The following is a 23785-nucleotide window of genomic DNA, read 5'->3' as shown; positions in this document are numbered from 1 at the left end:
TCACGCCACCGTCGGCTCGGACCCGTAGGACTCGTCGGTCAGCCGCGCGTCCAGGGCCGCGGCCGCCCGCTCGGCGGCGGCCGCCTCGGCCGCGAGCTCGCGCGCGAAGTCGCCGTCCTCCGTCATGGCCCGGTCGGTGTAGACCAGAGGGCGTTCGGCGTCCGTGATGAGGTGCTTGACGACCTGCACGTTGCCGTTGACGTCCCAGACGGCGATGCCCGGCGTGAGCGTCGGAATGATCTCGACCGCCCACCGGGGCAGGCCCAGCACCCGGCCGGTGGCCCGGGCCTCGTCCGCCTTCTGGGCGTAGACGGTCCGCGTCGAGGCCATCTTGAGGATCGCCGCTGCCTCCCGCGCGGCCGCGCCGTCGACGACGTCGGACAGGTGGTGCACCACCGCCACGAAGGACAGGCCGAGCCGTCGGCCGAACTTGAGCAGGCGCTGGAAGAGCTGGGCCACGAAGGGCGAGTTGATGATGTGCCAGGCCTCTTCCACCAGGAAGATGCGCTTCTTGCGGTCCGGCCGGATCCAGGTGTGCTCCAGCCAGACGCCGACGATCGCCATCAGGATGGGCATGGCGATGGAGTTGCGGTCGATGTGGGAGAGGTCGAAGACGATCAGCGGGGCGTCGAGGTCGATGCCGGCCGTCGTGGGGCCGTCGAACATGCCGCGAAGGTCACCGTCGACCAGCCGGTCCAGGACGAGCGCCACGTCCAGGCCCCAGGCCCGTACATCGTCTATGTCGACATTCATCGACTCGGCGGACTCGGCCTCGGGGTGGCGCAGTTGCTCGACGATGTCCGTCAGGACCGGCTGGCGGTCGAGGATGGTGTCGTTGACGTAGGCGTGTGCCACCTTCAGGGCGAAGCCGGCCCGTTCGTCGAGGCCGCGGCCGGTGGCGACCTCGATGATCGTGCGGAGCAGGGCGAGCTGGCCGGTCGTGGTGATGGCCGGGTCGAGCGGGTTGAGCCGGATGCCGCCGTTGAGGGCGGCCGTCGGGTCGAGCCGGATGGGGGTTATGCCCAGCTGCTGCGCGATGAGATTCCACTCGCCGACACCGTCCTCGCCCTGGGCGTCCAGGACGACGACCTGCCGGTCGCGGAAGCGCAGCTGGCGCAGGACGTACGTCTTCTCCAGCGCGGACTTGCCGTTGCCGGACTCGCCGAGGACGAGCCAGTGCGGGGCGGGCAGTTGCTGACCGTAGAGCTGGAACGGGTCGTAGATGTAGCCCTTGCCGGAGTAGACCTCACGCCCGATGATCACGCCCGAGTCGCCGAGGCCGGGGGCCGCGGTGGGGAGGTAGACGGCCTGCGCCTGACCGGTGGAGGTACGCACGGGCAGCCGGGTGGTTTCGACCTTGCCGAAGAGGAAACTGGTGAACGCGTCGGTGACGGCGGCGAGCGGATCGAGCACGGCATTGCCCCTATCGTCGGATGCCGGTCGCGAACGGCAGCGTGTTGACGAACGCCCGGTGGTGCTCGCGGTCGCACCATTCGAGCTTGAGGTAGCTCTTGCCTGCCGACGCTCTTATGGTCCGCTTGTCGCGCGCCAGCGCCTCCGGTGAGCGGGACGAGACGGTGATGTACCCGACGAGGTTGACGCCGGCCGCGCCACTGGCGAGGTCCTCGCCGCGCTGGTCGACGCGGGAGTGGTGGGCGACGTCGCGCGGGTCGACGACCCGGTTCATCTTGGCGGCGCGGGAGGCGTCCGCGTCGTCGTTCGTCTTCTCGGTGAGCATCCGCTCGATGGCCACGTCGGTCGGCTCGAGGTCCATGCAGACCGCGACCGTACGGATCACGTCCGGGGTGTGGACGAGGAGGGGCGCGAGGAAGTTGACGCCCACCGGCGTCATCGGCCACTCCTTCACCCACGCGGTGGAGTGGCACCAGGGCGCGCGCGTGGACGACTCGCGCGTCTTCGCCTGGAGGAAGGTGGCCTCCATGGCGTCCAGTTCGGCCGGCCAGGCGTTCCGCTTCGTCATCGCCTGGATGTGGTCGATGGGGTGGTCCGGGTCGTACATGGAGTGCACGAGCGACGCCAGCCGCCCCTGCCCGAGCGGCTGGCGCACCCGGATGTCCGCCTCGGCCAGTCGTGCGCAGATGTCCGTCAGCTCACGGGCCATGACCACGGCCAGTCCCGCGTCGCGGTCCAGCCGGCGCTTGCCTCCCTCGTGCCGGGACGCCCGGGCGATGGCCTGCGCCTCGGCGGCCAGCTCACGGCCGTAGTGCATGCAGGCGACGAGGTAGGCGCGGTGCTGCTCCGAGGACGTCGACACCATCGACTGCAGCTGGTCGTACGAATCCTTCAGCCACTCCGGCGCCGTGCCGTCGCCGCGCCGCTCGACGTCCTTGGCGTGCGCGTCGGGGTCGGCGGGGAGCGTACGGGCCAGCATCTGGATGCGGGTGACGTAGCCGTCCCCGTTGGCGACGTGCTTCAGGAGCGTGCCGAACCGCTCGACCAGGGCCTCCTGGTCCTCGGAGTCGCGCAGCCCGACGCCCGGGCCCTCGATCTCGATGGCGGCGGTGACGGTACGGCGGTCGGCGTGCAGCAGCACGGCGATCTCGTCGGGCCCGAAGGGCGCCGAGAGCCAGTTGATCCGCCCGATGCCGGGCGGCGGCCCCACCTCGACCTCGCGCCCGTCCAGACGCGTGCCCGCCTCCATGGTGCCGGAACGGTACGTCGTGCCCCGACGCAGCGTCCGTTTGTACGACCGGTTGATTTCAAACCACTTGTAGAACGTGCGGTTCTTGTACGGCACGTAGACGGCGGCCAGCGCCAGCGCCGGGAAGCCGGTGAGGGTGAGGATCCGCAGGGGCAGGATCGGCACCAGCAGCCCGGACATCATGCCCAGGAACGCGCCCGCGATGATCAGCGCGATCTCGCCGGTCTCGCGGTTCTTGCCGACGACCGCGTTGGGACGCGCACGGCCGATCAGATACGTACGGCGGGCCGCGATCGGCTGGGACTGGGCCGGGACCGTCAACTCCGCTCACCTCCGGATGTATTGCTCGTGCTGTTGTTCTGCGCGCGGGGCGCGGGGGCCGGTGCTGCGGAGGGAGCGCTTCCATTGCCGCCGTGGCCGCCGCCGGTGGCGGCGGGGCGGGCACTGTGGGCGGCGACACCGCCGGAGACGGGGTTGGCCGGTCGGGCCTGCTGGGGAGCGCCGCCGCCGTTGCCGCGGGCGCTGTGGGTGGTGATGCCCTGCTTGACGAGGGCGGCGGGGGAGGAGATCACGGCGGCGGCCTGGCGGGACGCCGCGTCGTTGCTGGCGTTGCGGCTCTTGACGATCTCGTCGCCGAAGCCGGGGACGAAGCGGTAGATCATCGCACTGGCGAAGATCGCGAGAATGATGATCGCGAGCCCGGACACGACGGCGGAGAAGGCGGTCGGCCCGTCACCGGAGGACAGCGCGCCGGCGAGACCGAGCACGATCATGATGATGGGCTTCACCAGGATCACCGCGATCATGATTCCGGCCCAGCGGCGCACGTGGCCCCACATGTTCTTGTCGACGAGCCCCGCGTACACGGCCGTGCCGAGCAGCGCGCCGACGTAGAGCAGGGCGGCTCTGATGACCAGCTCCAGCCAGAGCACGCCGGCGGCGAGGACGGACACCAGGGAGACGACGATCAGCATGATCGGCCCGCCGCCGATGCCCTCGCCCTTCTTGAGGGCCTCGGCGAAGCCGCCGAAGAAGGCGTCGTTGTTGACCCCCGAGCCGCTGGCGATGACGTCGGTCACGGCGTCGGTGGCCGATACGACGGTGTAGAGCACGAGGGGGGTGAACGCGGACGCCAGCACCGTCAGCCACAGGAACCCCACGGCCTCGGTGATCGCCTCCGTCACGGGCACGCCCCGCACGGCCCGCTTGGCCACGGCCAGCAGCCACAGGACGAGGGTGAGGATGGTGGAGGCGGCGAAGACGACGGCGTACTGGCGGAGGAAGGGCGCGTTGGTGAAGTCGACGTTGCCGGTGGAGCGGATGGCCTCGGAGAGCTTGCCGATGATCCAGGCGCCGGCGTCGGCACAGCCTTTGGCGAGGGAGGCGAGGGGGTCGAGGGCGGCTTGGTCGGAGGGGGGCGTGGTGGTCTTTCCGCTGCCGCTACTGCCCTTCTGACCTGTGCAGTACTCCTTGGCCAGCCCGACGATGAGGTCGCAAGGGTCGTTGCTTTTGGACGCCGAGGGGCCGGGGCTTGTCGATGCCCCTGGGCTTGGCGTGGCTGAGGGGACAGGTGTGGGTGTGGGTGTGGGTGAGGGCGCGGCAGTTGCGCGGGAGGCCAGCGCGATAACGGCGACCTGGATGGACACGGCAATTGCCGTTGCGGAACAGGCGCGCGGGCGGCGGCTACCTGGCATAAGTGAACCCTCCGTATCCGCTTACCGCGTTCGAGATCTCAGCGGCCCCTGACGCGCGATCGTCACCGCCGACCGGCGTCGGCCCCTGCTTCTGGCTGGAAGACACGATCTTCCAGTCGTCGTTCACCCAACGGAGCTTCTCGGTCACGGTGAACCATGTCTGGGCGACGGGCTTGGTCGACCCCTCGCCGGCAAGGCCGACGAGCCCCGTGCACCAGACCTCGACGGTCGCGTCGTCGTTGCTGTACGCCGTGGTTTTTGACCCCACCGGTACGGAGCGCGAGACGAAGGTCAGGCCCTTGGGTGCCGAGCCGTCGGGCTGCAGCCCGACGTTCTTGAGGAAATCGGCGGAGTAGGCCTTGTCCAGATCGCCCTTGAGGCCGGCAGCGACATCGGGTGTGTGAGTGGCGTCCACGATCGCGTGACGACTGCTCGCCTTGAACATCCCGTCACCGCCCAACGCCACCGCGAAATTCGCCGCGGCCGACTGCGCCCCCTGCTCCGAGTGGGCGAACCCGGAAGCGATTCCTCCGGTCTTGCCGTCCACGGGCTTGACGCCCGACGGCGCGGTCGCCTCGCTGCGGGCGCCCTTGCCGCCGTCACCGCCGCTCTCCGAGCCGCCGGAGCCGGAACCGCCGCCTCTGTTGGCGAAGGCGATGGCGGCGATGAGCAGCACGACGACGCCGACCACCGTCATCAGGCTCCGGCTGGAGGACCGCCCCGCACGGCCACCGCGGCCGCCACCGCGCCGCGGTGGTGCGTACGGGTCGATCTCGCCCTCGGGGAGCCGCGTACGCGTCACGTGCTGATCGCCGCCACTGCCGTAGCCGTCGTCGCCGAGACTCATCGCTCGCCTGCTCCCTCATACGTCGTGGCTGGCTTGCCGCCCGTATATGACGGTAGCGGTGTGAAGGGAATCCGGGGGGAGGACGAGGGGGAGTGAGGGGGCATCAGGTGGCAGCCTCGGTGCGGGGGGACTCGGGGACGAGGGGGTCTGCGCGGGGGCGATGCGCGGTGGGGCAGACGGGGGCGGAAGGGGGGCGCGTGGGGCGGCTCAGACCGCCATGCCGTAGACGATCGTGAACAACGTGCCGAGCGAGCCGATGATGAACACACCGGTGAGCCCGGCGACGATCAGCCCCTTGCCCTGTTCCGCGCTGAAGGTGTCGCGAAGCGCCGTGGCGCCGATCCGCTGCTTCGCCGCTCCCCAGATCGCGATCGCCAGGCACAGGAGGATCGCTGCTGCCATGATGACCTCGATCATCACGCGGGCCTCCTGGCCGAGTTGGCCAAATGGACCCCATTTCGGGGCGATTCCCCCAATGATGAGGTTGATGTCGCCCTTGCCGGCAGCCAAAAACATTTCTAACTCACCGCCCCTTATGGGTTGTTGTATCCCCTCTGCCGCACGGCAAAGGTCAGGACCTATCTTCGCCGACGATGCCGCCCTTGCATGTCGATTTGGCGGCAATTTTTGTCGGGACCCGTATGGGTGAGCGGTGGTACCGCTCTGACCTGCGGCGAAGCCCGTTGTCAGTGGGGAGCCCTAGGGTGACTCTGTGTATCACGCGTATGGACGCCGAGCAATGTTCGGTGGGGCAGGGGGGCGTGGAGATGTTCAAACGACAGTGTGTTCGGTGGGTACTCTTCGTGATCGGCGCATGGGTCGAGATCAAGGGTGGTACGGGTGCTGGTTGCCGGTCGTTACCGGTTGGGGGAGCCGCTCGGCCGGGGCGGGATGGGCGAAGTCTGGCAGGGCCACGACGAAGTGCTGGGCCGTCAGGTGGCGGTCAAGCTGCTGCTGGGCGACGACGGCGACGAGTCGGCCGCGATGCGCTTCCGGATGGAAGCGCAGACGGCCGCCCGCCTGAATCACCCTCAAGTCGTCGCGGTGTACGACTTCGGCGAGTGGGAGGGCCGCTTCTACCTGGTCATGGAGCTGGTCAAGGGGCCGAGCCTGGCCGCCGAGCTGTCCGCGCAGGGCATGCTCGCCGTGCCGCGCGTAGCCGACCTGGCCGCTCAGACGGCCTCCGGCCTGGCGGCGGCGCACCGGCAGGGTGTGGTCCACCGGGACGTGAAGCCGGGCAACCTCATGGTCGACGCCTCGAGCGGCGCGCTGAAGATCGGCGACTTCGGCATCGCCCGCTTCGTCGACGAGACGTCGGCCGGGCTGACCCGGGCGGGCCAGATCGTCGGTACGAGCACGTACCTCGCCCCCGAACGGGCCCTGGGCCGTACCGCGGGTCCGGAGTCGGACGTGTACGCGCTGGGATGCGTGCTGTACCAGCTGCTGGTCGGCCGGCCGCCGTTCTGGTCGGACAGCCCGACCACGTTGCTCTACATGCACGTGGACAGCCCGCCCGAGTCGCCGCGGCTGCGGCGCGGCGAGGTGCCGTACGCCTTCGAGGCGTATCTGCTGCGGATGCTGGCCAAGCAGCCGGAGGAGCGGCCGTCGGCGCAGGAGGTGGCGGACTTCTTCGCGGGCTCGTCCTGGCAGGACACCCCCCAGCCGCTGCCGCCGCCCGTCGCGCCGGCCGCGATGCCGCAGGCGCCGTTCGCCCGGCCTGCCGCACCGGCCTCCGCGCCGCGGGCGCCGTTCGCGCCGCCGGTGGCAGCGCCCCCGCGCCCGGCGGTGCCGGCGGCGCGGCAGGAGAGGACGACGACCTACGCGGCGGTTCCTGCGGCGAACCGGAAGAGAAAGGTGCTGCTCGGCGCCACGGCCGGCGTGGTGGCCTTCGTGGCGGCGGCGCTGATCGGTGCGTCACTGTTCGAGTCCGACAGCGGCTCCGACAGCCCGCGCCCGGCCCAGGCGCCCAGCACCGCTCCGCACGCCGATCTCGACCCGGACGCCGGTCCGGCACAGGAGACGAGGCGGCCGAAGCCGGCGAAGCCGTCACCGTCGTCGAGCAAGCACAAGAAGCCGTCGAAGCCGAAGTCGTCGAAGTCGCCGAAGCGGGAGGAGGGCGATGACGACGACCGGGACTGACGACCGTCAGCCGTCGAGGTCCTCGAGGCCCTCGACGAAGTGGTCGAACTCCCCGGCCTTCACGCCGAGGACGAAGGCGTCCCACTTGGCGTCCGTGGTCACGACGACCTTGCCGGGGTTGATGTTCTCCCGGATGTAGACATTGCCGTCGTCACCGAAGGCGACCTCCAGATACTCGGTGACCGTCTCGTCGTCGGTGGCCGGGATCCAGTTGAGCTCGGGCACGCGTCGCCCTCCTCAGGGTGGGATGTTCGGATGAACGTCAGGCCCACGATAGGGGAGGGGTGAAGAGCCCGTCGGGAGCGGACACTTACCGGCTGCCGCCCCGTGCCGGGTGGCGGGCGCCGGAGCCCGCGCCCAAGGAGCCGCCGCCGCACGAGCCGGAACGAGGCCAACGGCCCGGCTTCGACTCGCGCGTGCGACTCAGCGCCTTGAAGCGGTCCGCTCAGGACTCGTTCAGTGCTTCGCGGACTTGCCGCCGCACTTCCTCGTCACCGACTGCCGTCAGGTACTCCGCGAACTGCCGGACCTCGGGGCCCTCGCCACGGTAGACGATGTCAACGGCATGGTTGAGCGTGCGCGGAGAGGCGCTGACATCAAGCACACTCATGGCCAGCTCCACTGCCAAGCGGCCGTCGACCATTGCCACAGCGCCTGCGAGGTCCACCAACTGGGTGGCCAGGTCGAACCGCTGCTTCTCCCCCGATGCGAGAGAGCGCGCGCCGCGGCCTATGACGTCTTTGATGTCATCCAGCGCGACCATGAGAAACTCATCGTCGAACAATTCGCCCAGACGGTCTTCGAAGTACTGACTGTCAGCGAGCCGCACGAGGGAAAGGAATGCCTGCTGTCGCTGCTCGCCCGTCCCCTTTTCGTCGGACAGGTTGCAGCTGTTCTCCACAGCCAGCGCCAACTGTGAAAACGTACTGTCCACCGAAAACTTTCGGTCGACCGAAAAATCGTACCAAGGCGTCTTTTCCGGGTCCGCTGCCGCGCGCATGACGGCCTCATACCCGGCCGGCTCCGCCCATGTCGTCAAAGCCATGCAGGCGACAAAACGTTCCATTTCGGGCGCTGCAGAGTCATTCATCAACTCGACCAGCCCGGGAACGCGTTCCATGTGCCGGGGGTCATCGAACGCCTTGTAAAGCACGATGTCCGTCGTCGAATTACCCTCGAAATCTGTATAGAGCAATTCTTTGAACCGCGTCATAACTGTCCTCCCTTCGCGCTCAGGAACTAGAACGGACCCGTGATGTACTCGCTGGGCACGATACCCTTGATGAGCCACTCGGAGTCTCGACGCGTGTGCATCATGTCCATCATGCGTTGCGTGATGAGGAGCGTCGTTTCCTGATCGAACCCGAACTTATTCGCTATCTTACGGGCCTTCGCCCTCGGCGTTCTCGGCGGAATCGTGAGGTCGATATGGTACCCGGCGGTCTTGTCGGCAGCCGCTTGGATCGCCGCTTCGACCTGCTCTGGCGAATAGACCTCGACGCCCTTGAGCTTGCCGCTGGCGATGTCCGCTCTCAGCTTCGGCAGGTCGATCCGGATCGTTTTGCCGCCGTAGTCCTTGGCGTCGGCGCCGTCCTTACTGGTCGAGGTGTAGGGGCTATCCGACTTCGCCGGGTCGACACCCTCAATGTGGTCGACGATCGTTGCGTCGCCGTCCGGGTTGGCGGGCACGAGGTCGCCATCCTCGTTGATGTAGCTCTTGCGCTGCTTCTTCTTGTTGTGCGTGTCCGAGAATTCGTTGTCCTGACGCCGGAGGTGCGGAACCTCTTCGTCCGGGCCGGGCTTGTACGTACCGGGCGGCGTGTGGTCGCCCGAGCCCGAGCCGGATCCGGTGTCACCGGTCCCCGAGCCTGCGTCCTTGCCGGCATCGTCGCCGGCGCCCGTGCCCTTACCGGCGTCGTCACCGTGGCCGGCACCGGAGCCCCCACCGGAGCCGGAGTCGCCACCGTGCCCGGCGCCCCCACTATGACCGCCGGCCGAGCCCCTGCCCGATCCGGCGCCAGAGTCGGTGGAACTGGCATGGTTGCCTGCGCCTGCGCCTGCGCCTGCGCCTGCGCCTGCGCCTGCGCCTGCGCCTGCGCCCGAGCCCGCGCCGGAGTCCGCTGCCCGGCCCCCGGAGTGAGCCAAGACCCGCCGGTCGGCCGTAGTCGCAGCCTCCCGCGGCGTCGCCAGGTCGTGCCTGCTCGGTTCCTTGGGGGCCTCCGCGCCGGGCTGTTTGATGCCGGTGTTGTCGCGGATGGTGCCGTCCGGATGGAGGTACTGGGGCTTGCCGTCCAGGGTGGGGAGTTCGACCGAGCTCGGATTGTGGGTGCCTATTCGGCCCAGGCTCTGCCTGACCTCCGACGCGATGTCACCGATCTTCGGTATCGCGAGCTTCGTGGCCTCCACGCTCAGGCCCGTGGCCTTCTGCACGTACGTCACCGGGTCGACGTAGCGCCCCACCGTGCCGAGAGCGGTGGCGGCCTTGGCCGCTCTCGCGGCCGCTGCGGCGGTACCGGCGGCTTCTCCGGCCGCACCGGCCTGGCCCGCCTTCCCGGCCGCGCCGGCCTTCAGGAGGGGACCCGCGGCGATCGTCAGCACGTTGAAGGCGACGGTTCCTGCAGCGCGGCTCGGGTTCGTCTTCCACTCGTCGTAGGCGATGAAGGACTTGCCGAACTCCCTGGCCGCCTTCTTCGCCCGGATCTCGTCGGGGCCGTCCTTGTCCCTGAGCATCGTCTGGTCGAAGACCATGTCGAAGGGCTTCGTGGCGTACAGGCCGAGGCCGTAGACGGTGGTGCCGAGGCCGTTCCAGGTTTCCTTGAAGGTCTTGCCGTCGGTGAAGTTGACCAGGTGGTAGAGGCCCTTTGCGGCGTTTCCCACGCCGTCGACGAAGAAGCCCTTGGCGACGTTCGTCACGGTGTCCGACGTCCAGTGCCACGCCGCCGCCAGGCCGTCGTATTCGCGGTCCTCGACCACGCCCCACGGCGTCTTGGTGGCCTTTTCGACGTCGCTCGGCTTGTAGCCGTACATCCCCTTCTTGTGGGTGCCGTCGTCGACGGTCAGACGGAGGCTCTTGTCGAAGACTCCGGTGATTTTGTTGAAGGCGTCGCGCTCGGCGTCGTGGAACTTCTCCTGCGCCACCGCCACCGCGCGGATCAGGTGCGCGTTCCGGTCGACCTTGCTCTGGTCCTTGAGCCAGCGGTCGCTGTCGCCTATCTCGGCGCGGAAGGCCACCGCCTGCTCGCGCAGGCCGTCCAGCTCCTTCACGATGGGGCGGATCGCCGACGCGTACGTGGCCAGCGCGGACTTCACCGTCTCCAGGCCGTCCGCGAAGTGGTCGGCCTTGTCGCGCACCGGCAGGGTGCTGTCCAGCAGCTGCTGGACCTCGGGGGCGACGTACCAGGACGAGAGGCCCTGGAAGGTGGTGTGGGTGTTCGCGCCCGTGGTGCGGACGCTCGATGCGTCCTTGGCCAGGGCGGCCACGTCCCGTTCCAGTGCGCCGACGTCGCCCGTGAAGTGGGGGATGAGGATCGGGTCGATCGGGGAACTCTTCACTTCTTGTCCCCCCGCTTGCCCAGGACGGCTGCGAGTTCCTCGGGCGTCGGCGCCTTGCAGGCGGCCGCCTGCTTGTTCGCGGCCATCTCCAGGTCGCCCTGCTCGTACGCGGCAGTGGCGTCGATCGCCCCCTGCAGGGACTTCTTCGCGCGCACCGCGATGAACGCGAGCTCCGGCGTGGCGTGCTGGGTGTAGGCGGCCAGTGCCAGCCCCACTAGGCCCTGGCTTGCGTCGCAGGGGCCGACGAGGGCGCCGGCGTGCCCGGCGGCGGACTGAGTGTGGGTGCTGTACGAGGTGGACTCGTCCCCCAGCTTGCCGATGACCTCCGACGTTCTGGAGATCACTCCCCGGACACCGGCGGGCTTGATGTCCCATTGAGACATGGTGGTGCGGACCCCTCCCCGGGAATGCAACTGTGCCAGTGCAACTGCCTGCACACGGCTCACACAGTTGACACCACGTCACACCGTAGATCATGTGGCGATGGGGCGTCGTGAGTATTCGTACTCATGTTCAACGCGGGGTGTTCGGCAGGGCGCACAGCGTGTTCCTGAGGGGGCGTGAGCGCCTCTCCGTCGGCGTCGGCTTCGATGTTGATCAGGACATGCCTCTTTGTGGCACAGTCTCCCCCCGTGGAAGCTCTTCGTCCTCAGGACCCCGCAAGCATCGGTACGCACACCGTCCTCGCCCGGCTCGGCGCCGGCGGCATGGGGCAGGTGTACTTGGGGCGGTCGCCGGGTGGGCGGCAGCTGGCCATCAAGGTCATCAGGGAGGACTTCGCGGACTCGCCCGAGGCCCTGGCGCGCTTCCGGCGCGAGGTGGCGACCGTACGGGCCGTGCGCAGCGCGTTCACCGCGAATCTGATCGACGCCTCGCTGGACGCGGCGCCGTACTGGCTGGCCACGGAGTACGTGCCCGGGCCCACGCTGATCGAGGCGATACGCGAGCGGGGACCGGTCCCCGCCGCCACGTGCTTGCGGCTGTTCGCCGCGCTCGCCGAGGCGCTGGCCGATGTGCACGCGCACGGGGTGATGCACCGGGACCTGAAGCCGCACAACATCATCCTTTCGGCGGTCGGGCCCAAGCTCATCGACTTCGGCATCGCGCGCGGCGCCGAGCAGACCGCCCTGACCCAGGCGGGGACCGCGCCGGGCACGCCCGGCTACACCGCCCCCGAGATCATCACCCGCAACGACGTCACGGCCGCCGCCGACGTGTTCGCGCTGGGTGCGACCGTCGCCGCCGCGGCGACCGGCCGGCCGCCCTACGGTGAGGGCTCGCTGGAGTCGGTGACGTACCGGGTCGTCCACGGCGAGATCGACGTGGCCGGGGTCGAGCCGGCACTGGCGGAGCTCGTGCGGGCGTGCGTGACGGGTGACCCGGCGAAGCGGCCCACCCCCGCCGAGATCATCAGCCGGTGCGCGGTGACCTCCGCGCTCGTCGAGGACCCGGTGTACCAGGAGCTGGCGGGCAGCGCGCCCGTGGCACTGCCGTCGCCCGGCTACGTACCGACGGTGATGTCCGCCCAGGCCGCGCCCCAGGCCGCGTCCCCTGCCGCGCCCGCATTCCCCGCCACGCCCACGGCGCCCGGGACGCCTCCGGCCCCCGGGGCCCTCCCGGTGCCGCCTCCGCCCCCGGCGCCCCAGCGGCCGCGCACGAAGCTGTTGCTCGCGGTCTGCGCCGCCTCGGTCGTGCTCGGGGTCATCGTGGCTATCTCGGTCCAGGCGGCCGGCGACGACTCCAAGCAGGGCGGGCAGAAGGCGGCCGGCACGGCGGACGCCAAGCCTTCGGCGTCGTCCTCGCCCTCTGCGGCCGATTCCGGAGCTTCGTCGGGTCCGGCCGGGAAGGAGCCCGCCTACCTCGAGGCGACCGCTCCTAACCGCGACTACTGGACGCCGCAGGAGGGGTCCAGCCACGGTGAAGGGGCCTGTCAGCTTCCTGCGGAGGAGCGTTCCCCGCAGTTCCAGTTCTCGGTCGTGAACGCCGAGAACCCCGACATCAATGTGATGTCCGGCAAGGTGAAGGTCTCATTCCGCTTCAAGTACGCCGACCCCGCCCTCGGTAAGCCGTACTACGTCTCCGTGGCCGTCAAGCCCCCGCACGAGATCGACGCGAAGACCGGCAAGCCGTTCGAGGGCCTGCGCCAGCAGAACCTCGGTCTGGGCTACACCAGCAAGCCCGTGGACCTGTTCAGGAACGGCGACGGGCACGGCACCTCGTTCGTCGAGCTGACCTACCCTGACGACTTCCAGCAGACGGTCAACGGCAAGCCCTACGCGGACGGCATCCCCGTCGTCAACGACCCCGGGAACTGGACGGTGCTCTTCCAGCACGTCAAGGGCCCGAAGGAGTATGCGAGCATCGCCTGTTACGGCTTCACCGCGAAATAGGGGAGCGAGGGCCCGGAACACAGGACATTCCGGAAACGGCAGTGCACCGGCCCCGCGTTGGGGGAAGGTTGACGGGTGCGCAAGTTCTGGGTGGGCGTGGGTGTCGGCATCGGGATGTGCCTGTGTTTCCTCGGGCTGCTCGTCGCCGGGGTGTACGCAGCCGCTGGGAACATCATGGGCGGCGGCGGCAAGGGCACGGTCGGGCTGGCCAAGGGCGCGGTGCCGGACCAGTACCAGGCCCTCGTCGCCAAGTGGGGCAACCTCTGTTCCGCCCTCAACCCCGCCATCCTCGCCGCCCAGCTCTACACCGAGAGCAACTGGGACCCGACGGCGGAGAGCCACGCCGCGGCACAGGGGATAGCGCAGTTCATCCCCGAGACATGGGCGACGCAGGGGATAGACGGCAACGGCGACGGCAAGCGGAACGTCTGGGACCCTGCGGATGCCATCCCGTCAGCCGCCTCCTACGACTGCGAGTTGGCCAAGGACGTCAAGGGCGTATCGGGCGACCTGACGGACAATATGCTCGCCGCGTACAACGCCGGCCCGTACCGGGTCATCAAGGCCGGCGGGATCCCGTCGATCAGCGAGACCCAGGGCTACGTGAAGTCCATCCGCAGCCTGGAGAAGAGCTTCGCCCGGCCCGTCGGCAGGGTCGCGCCCTCGCAGGCGGCCGCCGGTGCGATCTACTACGCGCAGGACAAGCTCGGCACGCCCTACCTGTGGGGCGGTGACGGGACGAAGGAGGACGGCGGCCGCTTCGACTGCTCGGGGCTGACGAAGGCCGCATACGCCTCGGTCGGTATCGAATTGCCGCGCGTGGCGAACGACCAGTGGAACGCCGGAGCCCACCCCAAGCGGGACGAATTGCTGCCGGGAGACCTGGTCTTCTTCGCCAACGACCTGAAGGACCCACGGACGATCCACCACGTGGGGCTGTACGTCGGGGGCGGGTACATGATCCACGCGCCGCGCACGGGGGCCGTGATCCGGTTCGAGAAGATCGACGCGCAACCGGACTACATCGGGGCGACCCGGGTGACCGCTGACGGAGCGAAAGCTCTCCCGAAGCCGGACAGGGCATGAACGACGGACCCTGGAACCGGACGATCGGTCACCCTTCGATAACGTCCTGGTGATCATTGGGTGGAGAGTGGAACGGCTGGCCGGAGTCGGGCGTTCCATGGAAGTGTCGAAGCAGCGCCGCGGCTGCGGCGCACGGACCACGGGGGTCGGTAGCTGGACGTAGCGACGGGCGACAGATAGGGGCCGGGGCGATGGCTGGACTCGTGACGGGAGACTCCATGCCGGTGGCCGGGGGTGAGTCGAACCCCGACGTCAGCCTGCTCTACGACATCAACGGCATCGCCAAGTCCGCGCCGAACTGGGCGGACCGGACGATGGAGTACATCGGCGAGTACGGCATCGTGTTCGGGCTCGCCGTGCTCATGCTCTGCGCCTGGTGGAGCCTGCGGAAGAGCGCGGACGCCCCCGCGGGCGTCGCCGCGCTGCTGTGGTCCCCCCTCGCGGCCGGGATCGCCCTGCTCGTCAACATCCCCATCCGGGACTTCGTCCGGCGGCCACGGCCCTTCCTCGACCATCCCGGGCTGGAGGTGCTGGTCGACGGCAAGAAGGACTACTCCTTCGTCAGCGACCACGCGACGCTGACCATGGCGCTCGCCGTCGGCTTGTTCGTAGCGAACCGGAAGTACGGGTTCATCGGCATCGGCCTGGCGCTCCTCGAAGGCTTCTGCCGCGTCTACATGGGAGTGCACTACCCGACCGACGTCGTCGGCGGCCTCGCCCTGGGCACGGCCGTGGCACTGCTCCTCGCGCCGCTGGCCATGATGCTGCTCACCCCGCTGACCCGGATGATCGCGGGCACCCGCGCCGGACGGCTCGTACGGTCGCCCGACGCGCCCCTGCCCGTGGTGCCGGCCGCCGGCGACCCGGCGCTGCCCGGGCAGCAGCCGTTCCACCACGACCGCGACCTCGCCGCCTAGCCGGAGCGGGGCGGAGGCCTAGCCCAGCGGGGGCGGCGTCTGGCGCTGGCCGGGCAGGTCGCCGCCCGCCGTCGTCACATGGGTCTCGGCGTCCTCACGGGCCAGCGAACGGGCCCGGCGTGCCGGGCCGTACCAGCCGCAGGAGCAGCGGGCCGTGCAGAACGAGCCGCGCTCGCTCGTCGTGGTGCTGTGTGCGGCGCCGGACGGCGCGAAAGCTGGTTCGGACACGGGACCACGCTACCCGGCCGTGACGGCTACCCCGGGGCGGTCGTTGAAGAGAACGGGTTCCACCAGCGTGCGGCAGGGGGCTTTCCTTCATGGCGGTGCAGGGGCACAGACGCAAAGGCGCGGTCGTCGCCGGCGCGGTCGCGGGCGGCCTGGCCCTCGGGCTGCTCGTGGTGTCCGGCTGCGCCGAACCGCCGCAGGCCGACGAGGCCCGGGGCGCCGGTGCCGCCCACGGCCGTGGCAGCAGCCAGGTCCGGCAGGTCCACGAGGCGGCGGGCCCCGCGGCCGCCGACCCCGCCCGCGCGCTCGCCGCCGTGCGGCACGCCCCGAAGGCCCTGGCGGGCGTGGGCGGGGCGCGGGTGCGTACGTCCATGGAGACCGTCAGCGGCGGCACCCGGCTGACCATCCGGGGCAAGGGCGTCTACGACTTCACCCGGCCGGTCGGGCGGTTGACGGTGATGCTGCCGGAGGGTTCGGCCGGCCGGGCCGGGCACCGCCCGATCACCGAGGTCTTCGCGCCCGGCGCCCTGTACATGAAGAACCGCGGCGCCGGGGTGCCCGCCGGCAAGTGGGTACGTATCGACACGGGCGCCCTTCCCGACGGCGATCTGCTCACCAGCGGGGCCACCGACCCCCTCGCCGCGGCCGAGCTGCTGGGCGGCGCGCGCGAGGTCGCGTACGTCGGGGACGAGCGGGTCGGCGGGGAGCGGGTGACGCACTACTGGGGGACGATCGACCTCTCCCGCGCCGCGCGCACCGCGCCCGCGCGGGACCGGGCGGCGCTGGCCGCGGCGGCGAAAGGGTTCTCCAGTGGGACGGTGGCTTTCGACGCATACCTCGACGAGCGGGGCAGGCCGCGCCTGCTGCGCTACCGCTTCGGGGTCGCGGACCGGGTCGCCGCCCGTGAGAGGACGCCGGTGGACGGCCAGCGGCCGGTGACGACGGCGGCGGCCTCGGCGATGGCCCCGGCCGCGTCCGTCTCACCGGCCGCCGTGGCCACGGGGGCCGCCGTTTCGGCCCCGCCGTCACCCATGACGGTGGTCTCGACCGTGGAGCTGTTCGCCTTTGGACACCGGCCGGTCATCGCCTTGCCCGCACCGGCCGAAATCTATGCGGGCACGGTCGCTTCGCCGCAGAAATAGCGCGGCAGGGCGTAGTTGGCCATGGAAATGGTCCTTCTGTGCCATGCGCGGAGTGTGTACCGATCACTACGCTGGAAGGCCGTGGGCGAGGTGACCCGAGGAGGTGAATCACGTGGTTTCGCGACGCGGTTCGTCCGGCGGGCCGGATCCCGTGGCCCTCATCGAGATCGATCTCTACGGGGAGCTGATGATCGCGGCGTCCAGTGCGGTTGAGGAGCGGCTCAGCTTTGACCGGATCGATGAGGTTTTGAGGGTTGTACGGCGTGGGGGCGCCGGCGCCGAGACGGGTGAGCCCGAGGGGTGAACGGTCGGGTGCGGCGCCGTGTTCCGTTGTGCCCACCCTCCCCCAGCTACCGCTGGGAGGTGCCCCCAGCCCAGCGGAACGATTGCCCACAACGGCGGTCTTACGTCCTCAGTAGGCGGGCGATTGCTGCGCTGGCTTCTTCTACCTTTGCGTCGATCTCCGTGCCGCCCTTCAGGGCCGCGTCGGCCACGCAGTGGCGGAGGTGTTCCTGGAGCAGCTGGAGGGCGAAGGACTGGAGGGCCTTGGTGCCGGCCGACACCTGGGTCAATATGTCGATGCAGTAGACGTCCTCCTCGACCATGCGCTGCAGGCCCCGGATCTGGCCCTCGATGCGGCGCAGTCGCTTGAGGTGCTGGTCCTTCTGCTTGCTGTAGCCGTGGGGGCCCGGATGGGCGCTCTGGTCACCCTGGACGGCGGTGTCGCCGTGGCAGGAGCCGCCCGCCGCTTCAGTGGTGCTGGTCACTGTGGCATCCGTGGGCGTCATGGCGTCCTCCGTTGTCCTGCCGGCGCCTCAGTGCGCGCTGGTCATCAGCCCGTGGCGGGGGCGTCGCGCCGCGTGGTGGCCGCATGTCGGCTATCCGCCATTTGCATACCCCCGCCGGGTATATGGTACCGAAATTTATCGCCGGAGGCCCGTACCGCCTTCATGAGCACTCTGCCCGATGGGCGACACTGAGGGAATGCCAGTTAGCTGTGGCTGGATGATGCGCCTAGCATCAACGAGACCGAATCCGCTGCACCCCGAGGATCCCACGTGCGCTTTCGTCTGACCCCCAGGGAGACGAGCTTCTACGACATGTTCGCCGCCTCCGCGGACAACATCGTCACGGGCTCCAAGCTCCTGATGGAACTGCTCGGAGCGGACACCTCCGCCCGGGCCGAGATCGCCGAGCGGATGCGTGCAGCGGAACACGCCGGGGACGACGCGACGCACGCGATCTTCCACCAGCTGAACTCCTCTTTCATCACGCCGTTCGACCGTGAGGACATCTACTCCCTCGCGGGTTCGCTCGACGACATCATGGATTTCATGGAAGAGGCGGTCGACCTGGTCGTCCTCTACCAGGTGGAGGAATTGCCGAAGGGCGTCGAGCAGCAGATCGAGGTCCTCGCGCGGGCCGCGGAGCTGACCGCCGAGGCGATGCCGAATCTGCGGACCATGACGAACCTCACCGAGTACTGGATCGAGGTGAACCGGCTCGAGAACCAGGCCGACCAGATTCACCGCAAGCTCCTCGCCCAGCTCTTCAACGGCAAGTACGACGCCATCGAGGTTCTGAAGCTCAAGCAGATCGTGGACGTGCTGGAGGAGGCCGCCGACGCGTTCGAGCACGTCGCGAACACGGTCGAGACCATCGCGGTCAAGGAGTCCTGACCCCCGGTGGATACGTTTGCGCTTGTCGTGACCATCGGGGTCGCGCTCGGATTCACCTATACGAACGGCTTTCACGACTCCGCGAACGCCATCGCCACCTCGGTCTCCACGCGGGCGCTGACCCCGCGGGCGGCCCTGGCGATGGCGGCGGTCATGAACCTTGCCGGTGCCTTCCTGGGCAGCGGGGTCGCCAAGACCGTCAGCAAGGGCCTGATCGAGACGCCGGTGGGCGACAAGGGGATGGGCATCCTCTTCGCCGCGTTGGTCGGCGCGATCGTCTGGAACATGGTCACCTGGTACTTCGGCCTGCCCTCGTCCTCCTCGCACGCCCTCTTCGGCGGCATGGTGGGCGCGGCGCTCGCGGGCGGTACGACCGTCATCTGGTCGGGCGTCGTCGAGAAGGTCGTCATCCCGATGTTCCTCTCGCCGTTCGTCGGCCTGATCATCGGCTATCTGGTGATGGTCGCGATCATGTGGATGTTCCGGAAGGCCAACCCGCACAAGGCGAAGCGCGGCTTCCGTATCGCCCAGACCGTCTCCGCGGCGGGCATGGCGCTCGGCCACGGTCTGCAGGACGCCCAGAAGACCATGGGCATCGTGGTGATGGCCCTGGTCATCGGTGACGTCCAGGACAAGGACGCCGCGATCCCGCTGTGGGTCAAGCTGGCCTGTGCGATCACGCTGTCGCTGGGTACGTACGCGGGTGGCTGGCGCATCATGCGGACGCTGGGGCGCCGCATCATCGAGCTGGACCCGCCGCAGGGCTTCGCCGCCGAGACGACGGCCGCCTCCGTGATGTACACGGCGTCGTTCATGTTCCACGCGCCGATCTCCACGACGCATGTCATCACCTCCGCGATCATGGGCGTCGGCTCCACGAAGGGCACGCGCGCGGTCCGCTGGGGCGTCGCCAAGAACATCGTGATGGGCTGGTTCATCACCATGCCGGCCGCGGCCATCGTCGCCGCGTTCAGCTTCTGGGTCGTGAACCTGGCATTCGGGTGACCCTCCCGGATCTCGTCCGTTGAACGGATCGGGCCCGCCCCCTGGTACGAACAGGGGGCGGGCCCTTTGCCTTGCGGCGGCACCGCCATGCAGCACCGCAAGGCGGCTGGGGGAGGGGCGGCTCAGCCGAAGCGGCCGGAGATGTAGTCCTCCGTGGCCTGGACCGAGGGGTTGGAGAAGATCCGCTCCGTGTCGTCGATCTCGACCAGCTTGCCCGGCTGGCCGACGCCCGCCAGGTTGAAGAAGGCGGTGCGGTCGGAGACGCGGGCCGCCTGCTGCATGTTGTGGGTCACGATGACGATCGTGAACCGCTCCTTCAGCTCGCCGATCAGGTCCTCGATGGCGAGCGTGGAGATCGGGTCGAGGGCCGAGCAGGGCTCGTCCATCAGCAGGACCTGCGGCTCCACCGCGATGGCCCGCGCGATGCACAGTCGCTGCTGCTGGCCGCCGGACAGGCCCGCGCCGGGCTTGGTCAGGCGGTCCTTGACCTCCTTCCAGAGGTTGGCGCCCTTGAGGGACTTCTCCACGATCGTGTCCAGCTCCGCCTTGCGGACCCGGCCGCCGTTGAGGCGGACGCCGGCGGCGACGTTCTCGTAGATGGACATCGTGGGGAAGGGGTTCGGCCGCTGGAAGACCATGCCGACGGTCCGGCGCACGGAGACGGGGTCGACGCCGGGGCCGTAGAGGTTCTCGTCGTCCAGCATCACCTTGCCCTCGACGCGGCCGCCGGGGGTGACCTCGTGCATGCGGTTCAGGGTGCGCAGGAAGGTGGACTTGCCGCAGCCGGAGGGGCCGATGAAGGCGGTCACGGAGCGGGGCTCCACGGTCATCGAGATGTCCTCGATGGCCTTGTGGGTGCCGTAGTAGGCGGTGAGGCCGCTGACGTCGATTCGCTTGGCCATGGGGATCACTACTTCTTTCGTACGGACGGTCAGCGACCGGTCTTGGGGGCCTTCCAGCGGGCGATGCCGCGGGCCCCCAGGTTGAGGAGCATGACGAAGGCGATGAGGACCAGAGCCGCTGCCCAGGCGCGGTCGTAGCTGGCCTCGTTGCCCGCCGCCCACTGCTCGTAGATGTAGTACGGCAGGGAGGACTGGGCGCCTTCGAAGGGGTTGTTGTTGATCAGCTGGGAGCCGAAGACCAGCAGGACGATCGGGGCGGACTCGCCGGCGATGCGGGCCACCGCGAGCATCACGCCGGTGGCGATGCCGCCGATGGCGGTCGGCAGGACGACCTTGAGGATCGTGCGCCACTTCGGCACGCCGAGCGCCAGGGAGGCCTCGCGCAGCTCGTTCGGGACGAGCTTGAGCATCTCCTCCGTGGAGCGGACGACCACCGGCATCATCAGGATCGCCAGGGCCATGGAGCCGGCGAATCCGGAGTAGCCGTTGTCCAGCATCAGGATCCAGAAGCTGAGGATGAACAGACCCGCGACGATCGAGGGGATGCCCGTCATGACGTCGACGAAGAAGGTCACGGCCTTGGCGAGCCGACCGCGCCCGTACTCGACCAGGTAGATCGCCGTCAGCAGGCCGATGGGGGCCGCGATGGCGGTGGCGATGCCGACCTGCTCCAGGGTGCCGATGATGGCGTGGTAGACGCCGCCGCCGGGCTGGATGGTCAGGACGCCGCCCATGGAGTGGCCGAGGAAGGCGCCGTCGAGGACCTTGCTGCCGCGCGCGACCGTCTCCCAGATCAGGGAGACCAGCGGCACGACGGCCAGCAGGAAGCAGACCCACACCATGCTGGTGGCCAGGCGGTCCTTGGCCTGCCGGCGGCCCTCGACGCGGGCCGCGAGCGCGTACATCGCGGCGACGAAGAGCACGGCGGCGATCAGGCCCCACTGGATGCGGCTGCTCAGCCCGGCGCCCAGGCCGACGCCCACGCCGACGGTGGCCGCGGCGGCCGCGAGGGCGGCCGGGGCCCAGCGGGGCAGGCGGGGCTGGTGGAGGCTGTACGAGGGCCGGTCGGCGACGGCCGGCTTGTCCAGGGTCGTGGGGCTCATGCCGTGTACTCCTTGCGGCGCGCGATGATCAGCCGGGCCGCGCCGTTGACCAGCAGGGTCAGGACGAACAGCACCAGGCCGGAGGCGATCAGGGCGTCCTTGCCGATCTCACCGGACTCCTTGAAGCTGCTCGCGATGTTCTGCGCAAACGTTCCGCCGCCCGGGTCCAGCAGGCTCGTACCGATCTCGAAGCTGGGGGAGAGGACGGTGGCCACGGCCATCGTCTCGCCGAGCGCACGGCCCAGGCCCAGCATCGAGGCGCTGATGACGCCCGAGCGGCCGAAGGGCAGCACCGACATCCGGATGACTTCCCAGCGGGTCGCGCCGAGCGCGAGCGCCGCCTCCTCGTGCATCTTCGGGGCCTGCAGGAAGACCTCGCGGCTGACGCTGGTGACGATCGGCAGGATCATGATCGCCAGCAGGATGCCGATGGTGAAGAGCGAGCGGGCGGCGCCGTCGTTGTACTCGAAGACGCCGGTCCAGCCGAAGTAGTCGTCCAGCCAGCTGTAGAGCCCGCCCAGGTGCGGCACCAGGAAGAGGGCGCCCCACAGGCCGTAGACGATGGACGGCACGGCGGCGAGCAGGTCGATGACGTACGACAGCGGCGTGGACAGCTTGCGCGGCGCGTAGTGCGAGATGAACAGCGCGATGCCGATGGCCACCGGCACGGCGATGACCATGGCGATGAGCGAGCTGACGATCGTGCCGAACGCCAGGACGGCGATGCCGAAGACCGGCGGGGTGGCATTGGCGCGCCACTCGAAGGTGGTGAAGAAGTGGCCCTCGTTGTGGGAGAGGGCGTTCGCGGCCCGGATGGTGAGGAAGACCGCGATGGCGGCCATGATCACCAGAAGCAGGATCCCGGAGCCGCGGGAGAGCGCGAGGAAGATGCGGTCACCGGGGCGGGCGGCCGCCTTCGTCTGGCCGGCGGAGGCCGGAGCGCTGCCGGGAAGGGGCGGCGGTGCGGCTGCTGTGGCTGGGGTTATGTCCATGGGTTTCTCCGGTCTGCGGAGCGGGCCCCCGCTGGGGGCGCCGCTCCTGGCGCGGCGGTGCACCGGATGGTGCGGCCGGGCAGGTGCCCGGCCGCACACGGGTCAGGAGAGGTTCGCGATGCTCTCGCGGACCTTCTTGGCGATCTCGGCCGGCAGCGGGGCGTAGCCGAGGTCCTTCAGGACCGACTGGCCGTCCTCGCCGGCGATGTAGGTGAGGAAGGACTTGGTGGCGGGGAGCGTGTCGGCCTTGTTGCCCTTGTCGCCGACGACCTCGTACGTCACCAGGGTGATCGGGTAGGCGCCCTCGGCCTTGGTGGCGTAGTTGAGCTTGAGGGCGAGGTCCTGGCCGGTGCCGGTGATCTTCGCCTCGGCGATGGCCTTGGAGGCGTTGTCGGAGGTGGCCTCGACCGGGGCGGCGGCACCGGTGTTGATCTTCACCGTGTCGATCTTGTTGGCGGTGGCGTAGGACAGCTCGAAGTAGGAGATGGCGCCCGGGGTCTGCTTGACCTGCGAGGACACTCCGGCCGAGCCGTCGGCCGACTGGCCGCCCTTGGCCGCCCAGGCCTTGGCGGGGGCGTAGGGCCAGGACTTCTCGGCGGCGGCCTTGAGGTACTTGGTGAAGTTGTCCGTGGTGCCGGACTCGTCGGAGCGGTGGAACGCCTGGATCTTGAGGTCCGGGAGCTTGGCGTCCGGGTTGAGCTTCTTGATCGCCTCGTCGTTCCACTTCTCGATCTTCGAGTCGAAGATCTTGGCGAGGGTGTCCGCGTCCAGGACCAGGTTGTCCACGCCGGGGACCTTGTAGCCGATGGCGATCGGGCCGCCGAGCAGGGGCAGGTTGATGCCCTGGCCGCCCTTGACGACCTCCTTGGACTTGGCGACCTCTTCCGGCTTGAGCGCCGAGTCGGAGCCCGCGAAGGCGGTCTTGCCCTGGAGGAACTCCTGGATGCCGGCGCCCGAACCGGTGGGCTTGTAGTTGACCTGGATGTCCTTGCAGGCCGCCATGAAGTTCTTGACCCACAGGTCCATGGCGTTCTTCTGCGCGGACGAGCCGGAGGCCAGCAGCTGCCCCTTGCCCTCGCACTTGATGTTGCCCGCGGCCTTGGTCGAGCCGCTGCCGCCGCCGGAGCCGTTGCCGCTGTTGTCGTCCGAGCCGCACGCCGTGAGGACCAGGGCGCCGGAGACGGCGATGGCGCCGAGGGCGACGGTGCGAAGCCGGTTGGTGCGCTGAAGCTTCACTTTCGGGTGTTCCTTCCGGGAGCCGCCGCTCGGGCGGCGTGCGAGAGGTGGGATGAGGCTGTTCCGCTGCATGCGGGCGGGGACCGTTCGGACGGCGTGGCCCGCACCCTCTACGGCCGAAATTAGGCAGATCAGGTGAAGCGGTCGATGGGTCAGAGTGAACGGAGGGTGAACCTCGGCCGTCAGGGTGGTGGCCCCTGGAGGGGCCGGTTCC

The 23785-nt window shown here is 69.4% G+C and carries 23 protein-coding genes; 8 read left to right on the top strand and 15 right to left on the bottom strand.

The window, feature by feature from the left end; all coding sequences use genetic code 11:
• From AB0G59_RS27455 to AB0G59_RS27435, 5 genes are all read right to left on the bottom strand, one after another.
• Positions 1-1413 carry an ATP-binding protein gene (locus AB0G59_RS27455; RefSeq protein ID WP_360916892.1) on the bottom strand — a complete coding sequence of 471 codons (1413 nt, stop codon included), beginning with the start codon at positions 1411-1413 and terminating at the stop codon, positions 1-3.
• A gap of 10 nt (positions 1414-1423) precedes the next feature.
• Complete coding sequence (locus tag AB0G59_RS27450) at positions 1424-2983, bottom strand: SCO6880 family protein (protein WP_360916889.1); 1560 nt, start codon at positions 2981-2983, stop codon at positions 1424-1426.
• Positions 2980-4356 carry a hypothetical protein gene (locus AB0G59_RS27445; RefSeq protein ID WP_360916886.1) on the bottom strand — a complete coding sequence of 459 codons (1377 nt, stop codon included), beginning with the start codon at positions 4354-4356 and terminating at the stop codon, positions 2980-2982. Before AB0G59_RS27445 ends, AB0G59_RS27450 begins: the two co-directional genes overlap by 4 nt.
• Positions 4346-5203, bottom strand: a complete 858-nt coding sequence (locus AB0G59_RS27440; RefSeq protein ID WP_360916883.1) for a hypothetical protein — start codon at positions 5201-5203, stop codon at positions 4346-4348. The genes AB0G59_RS27445 and AB0G59_RS27440 overlap by 11 nt, the downstream gene beginning before the upstream one ends.
• Positions 5204-5410: 207 nt before the next feature.
• Entirely contained in the window at positions 5411-5719 is a 309-nt protein-coding gene (locus AB0G59_RS27435; RefSeq protein ID WP_071965919.1) for a hypothetical protein, read from the bottom strand.
• 324 nt (positions 5720-6043) lie between these two features.
• On the opposite strand from AB0G59_RS27435, the gene AB0G59_RS27430 reads away from it, so the two are divergent.
• A complete protein-coding gene (locus AB0G59_RS27430; RefSeq protein WP_360916880.1) occupies positions 6044-7342 on the top strand; it encodes a serine/threonine-protein kinase in 1299 nt (432 codons plus the stop codon).
• 6 nt (positions 7343-7348) lie between these two features.
• Here AB0G59_RS27430 and AB0G59_RS27425 read toward each other — a convergent pair whose 3' ends face one another.
• The 4 genes from AB0G59_RS27425 to AB0G59_RS27410 form a co-directional block, all read right to left on the bottom strand.
• Entirely contained in the window at positions 7349-7567 is a 219-nt protein-coding gene (locus AB0G59_RS27425) for a DUF397 domain-containing protein (RefSeq protein WP_360916877.1), read from the bottom strand.
• A 220-nt stretch (positions 7568-7787) separates the two neighbouring features.
• Positions 7788-8555, bottom strand: a complete 768-nt coding sequence (locus AB0G59_RS27420) for a hypothetical protein (protein WP_360916874.1) — start codon at positions 8553-8555, stop codon at positions 7788-7790.
• Between the two features lie 26 nt (positions 8556-8581).
• Positions 8582-10822 carry a hypothetical protein gene (locus AB0G59_RS27415; protein WP_360916871.1) on the bottom strand — a complete coding sequence of 747 codons (2241 nt, stop codon included), beginning with the start codon at positions 10820-10822 and terminating at the stop codon, positions 8582-8584.
• A 68-nt stretch (positions 10823-10890) separates the two neighbouring features.
• Positions 10891-11277, bottom strand: coding sequence for a DUF6507 family protein (locus tag AB0G59_RS27410; protein WP_360916868.1), 387 nt, complete (start codon positions 11275-11277; stop codon positions 10891-10893).
• 249 nt (positions 11278-11526) lie between these two features.
• On the opposite strand from AB0G59_RS27410, the gene AB0G59_RS27405 reads away from it, so the two are divergent.
• From AB0G59_RS27405 to AB0G59_RS27395, 3 genes are all read left to right on the top strand, one after another.
• The gene (locus tag AB0G59_RS27405) at positions 11527-13284 is read left to right on the top strand and encodes a serine/threonine-protein kinase (RefSeq protein WP_360916865.1); all 1758 of its coding nucleotides are present in this window, start codon (positions 11527-11529) and stop codon (positions 13282-13284) included.
• 75 nt (positions 13285-13359) lie between these two features.
• A complete protein-coding gene (locus AB0G59_RS27400; protein ID WP_360916862.1) occupies positions 13360-14370 on the top strand; it encodes a bifunctional lytic transglycosylase/C40 family peptidase in 1011 nt (336 codons plus the stop codon).
• Between the two features lie 191 nt (positions 14371-14561).
• Positions 14562-15287: a phosphatase PAP2 family protein gene (locus AB0G59_RS27395; protein ID WP_360916859.1), complete on the top strand. Its 726-nt coding sequence runs from the start codon at positions 14562-14564 to the stop codon at positions 15285-15287.
• 18 nt (positions 15288-15305) lie between these two features.
• Here the strand turns inward: AB0G59_RS27395 and AB0G59_RS27390 are convergent, their stop codons facing one another.
• A complete protein-coding gene (locus tag AB0G59_RS27390; protein ID WP_360916856.1) occupies positions 15306-15515 on the bottom strand; it encodes a hypothetical protein in 210 nt (69 codons plus the stop codon).
• An 89-nt stretch (positions 15516-15604) separates the two neighbouring features.
• Between AB0G59_RS27390 and AB0G59_RS27385 the strand changes: the two genes are divergently transcribed.
• Both AB0G59_RS27385 and AB0G59_RS27380 read left to right on the top strand, forming a co-directional pair.
• Positions 15605-16654: a hypothetical protein gene (locus AB0G59_RS27385; RefSeq protein ID WP_360916853.1), complete on the top strand. Its 1050-nt coding sequence runs from the start codon at positions 15605-15607 to the stop codon at positions 16652-16654.
• Positions 16655-16766: 112 nt separating this feature from the next.
• Entirely contained in the window at positions 16767-16958 is a 192-nt protein-coding gene (locus AB0G59_RS27380; RefSeq protein WP_360916850.1) for a hypothetical protein, read from the top strand.
• 100 nt (positions 16959-17058) lie between these two features.
• Here AB0G59_RS27380 and AB0G59_RS27375 read toward each other — a convergent pair whose 3' ends face one another.
• A complete protein-coding gene (locus AB0G59_RS27375) occupies positions 17059-17442 on the bottom strand; it encodes a metal-sensitive transcriptional regulator (RefSeq protein WP_071965891.1) in 384 nt (127 codons plus the stop codon).
• A 270-nt stretch (positions 17443-17712) separates the two neighbouring features.
• On the opposite strand from AB0G59_RS27375, the gene AB0G59_RS27370 reads away from it, so the two are divergent.
• Entirely contained in the window at positions 17713-18333 is a 621-nt protein-coding gene (locus AB0G59_RS27370; protein WP_121801285.1) for a DUF47 family protein, read from the top strand.
• 6 nt (positions 18334-18339) lie between these two features.
• On the top strand, positions 18340-19338 hold the full coding sequence (locus AB0G59_RS27365) for an inorganic phosphate transporter (protein WP_360916845.1): 999 nt from the start codon (positions 18340-18342) through the stop codon (positions 19336-19338).
• A gap of 122 nt (positions 19339-19460) precedes the next feature.
• On the opposite strand, the gene pstB is transcribed toward AB0G59_RS27365, so the two are convergent.
• The 4 genes from pstB to pstS all read right to left on the bottom strand — a co-directional run bounded on the left by pstB (position 19461) and on the right by pstS (position 23571).
• Positions 19461-20240: a phosphate ABC transporter ATP-binding protein PstB gene (gene pstB, locus AB0G59_RS27360; protein WP_360916842.1), complete on the bottom strand. Its 780-nt coding sequence runs from the start codon at positions 20238-20240 to the stop codon at positions 19461-19463.
• Between the two features lie 29 nt (positions 20241-20269).
• Positions 20270-21343: a phosphate ABC transporter permease PstA gene (gene pstA / locus AB0G59_RS27355; protein WP_360916839.1), complete on the bottom strand. Its 1074-nt coding sequence runs from the start codon at positions 21341-21343 to the stop codon at positions 20270-20272.
• A complete protein-coding gene (gene pstC, locus AB0G59_RS27350; RefSeq protein WP_360916837.1) occupies positions 21340-22335 on the bottom strand; it encodes a phosphate ABC transporter permease subunit PstC in 996 nt (331 codons plus the stop codon). The genes pstA and pstC overlap by 4 nt, the downstream gene beginning before the upstream one ends.
• Before the next feature lie 102 nt (positions 22336-22437).
• The gene (pstS, locus tag AB0G59_RS27345) at positions 22438-23571 is read right to left on the bottom strand and encodes a phosphate ABC transporter substrate-binding protein PstS (protein ID WP_360916834.1); all 1134 of its coding nucleotides are present in this window, start codon (positions 23569-23571) and stop codon (positions 22438-22440) included.
• Positions 23572-23785 lie beyond the last annotated feature (214 nt).

Source organism: Streptomyces sp. NPDC021096 (assembly GCF_040641275.1).
In the GTDB taxonomy this organism is placed as follows: domain Bacteria; phylum Actinomycetota; class Actinomycetes; order Streptomycetales; family Streptomycetaceae; genus Streptomyces.
The sequence above is the reverse complement of the archived record's forward strand: the minus strand, read 5'-3'. Positions and strand labels throughout refer to the sequence as shown.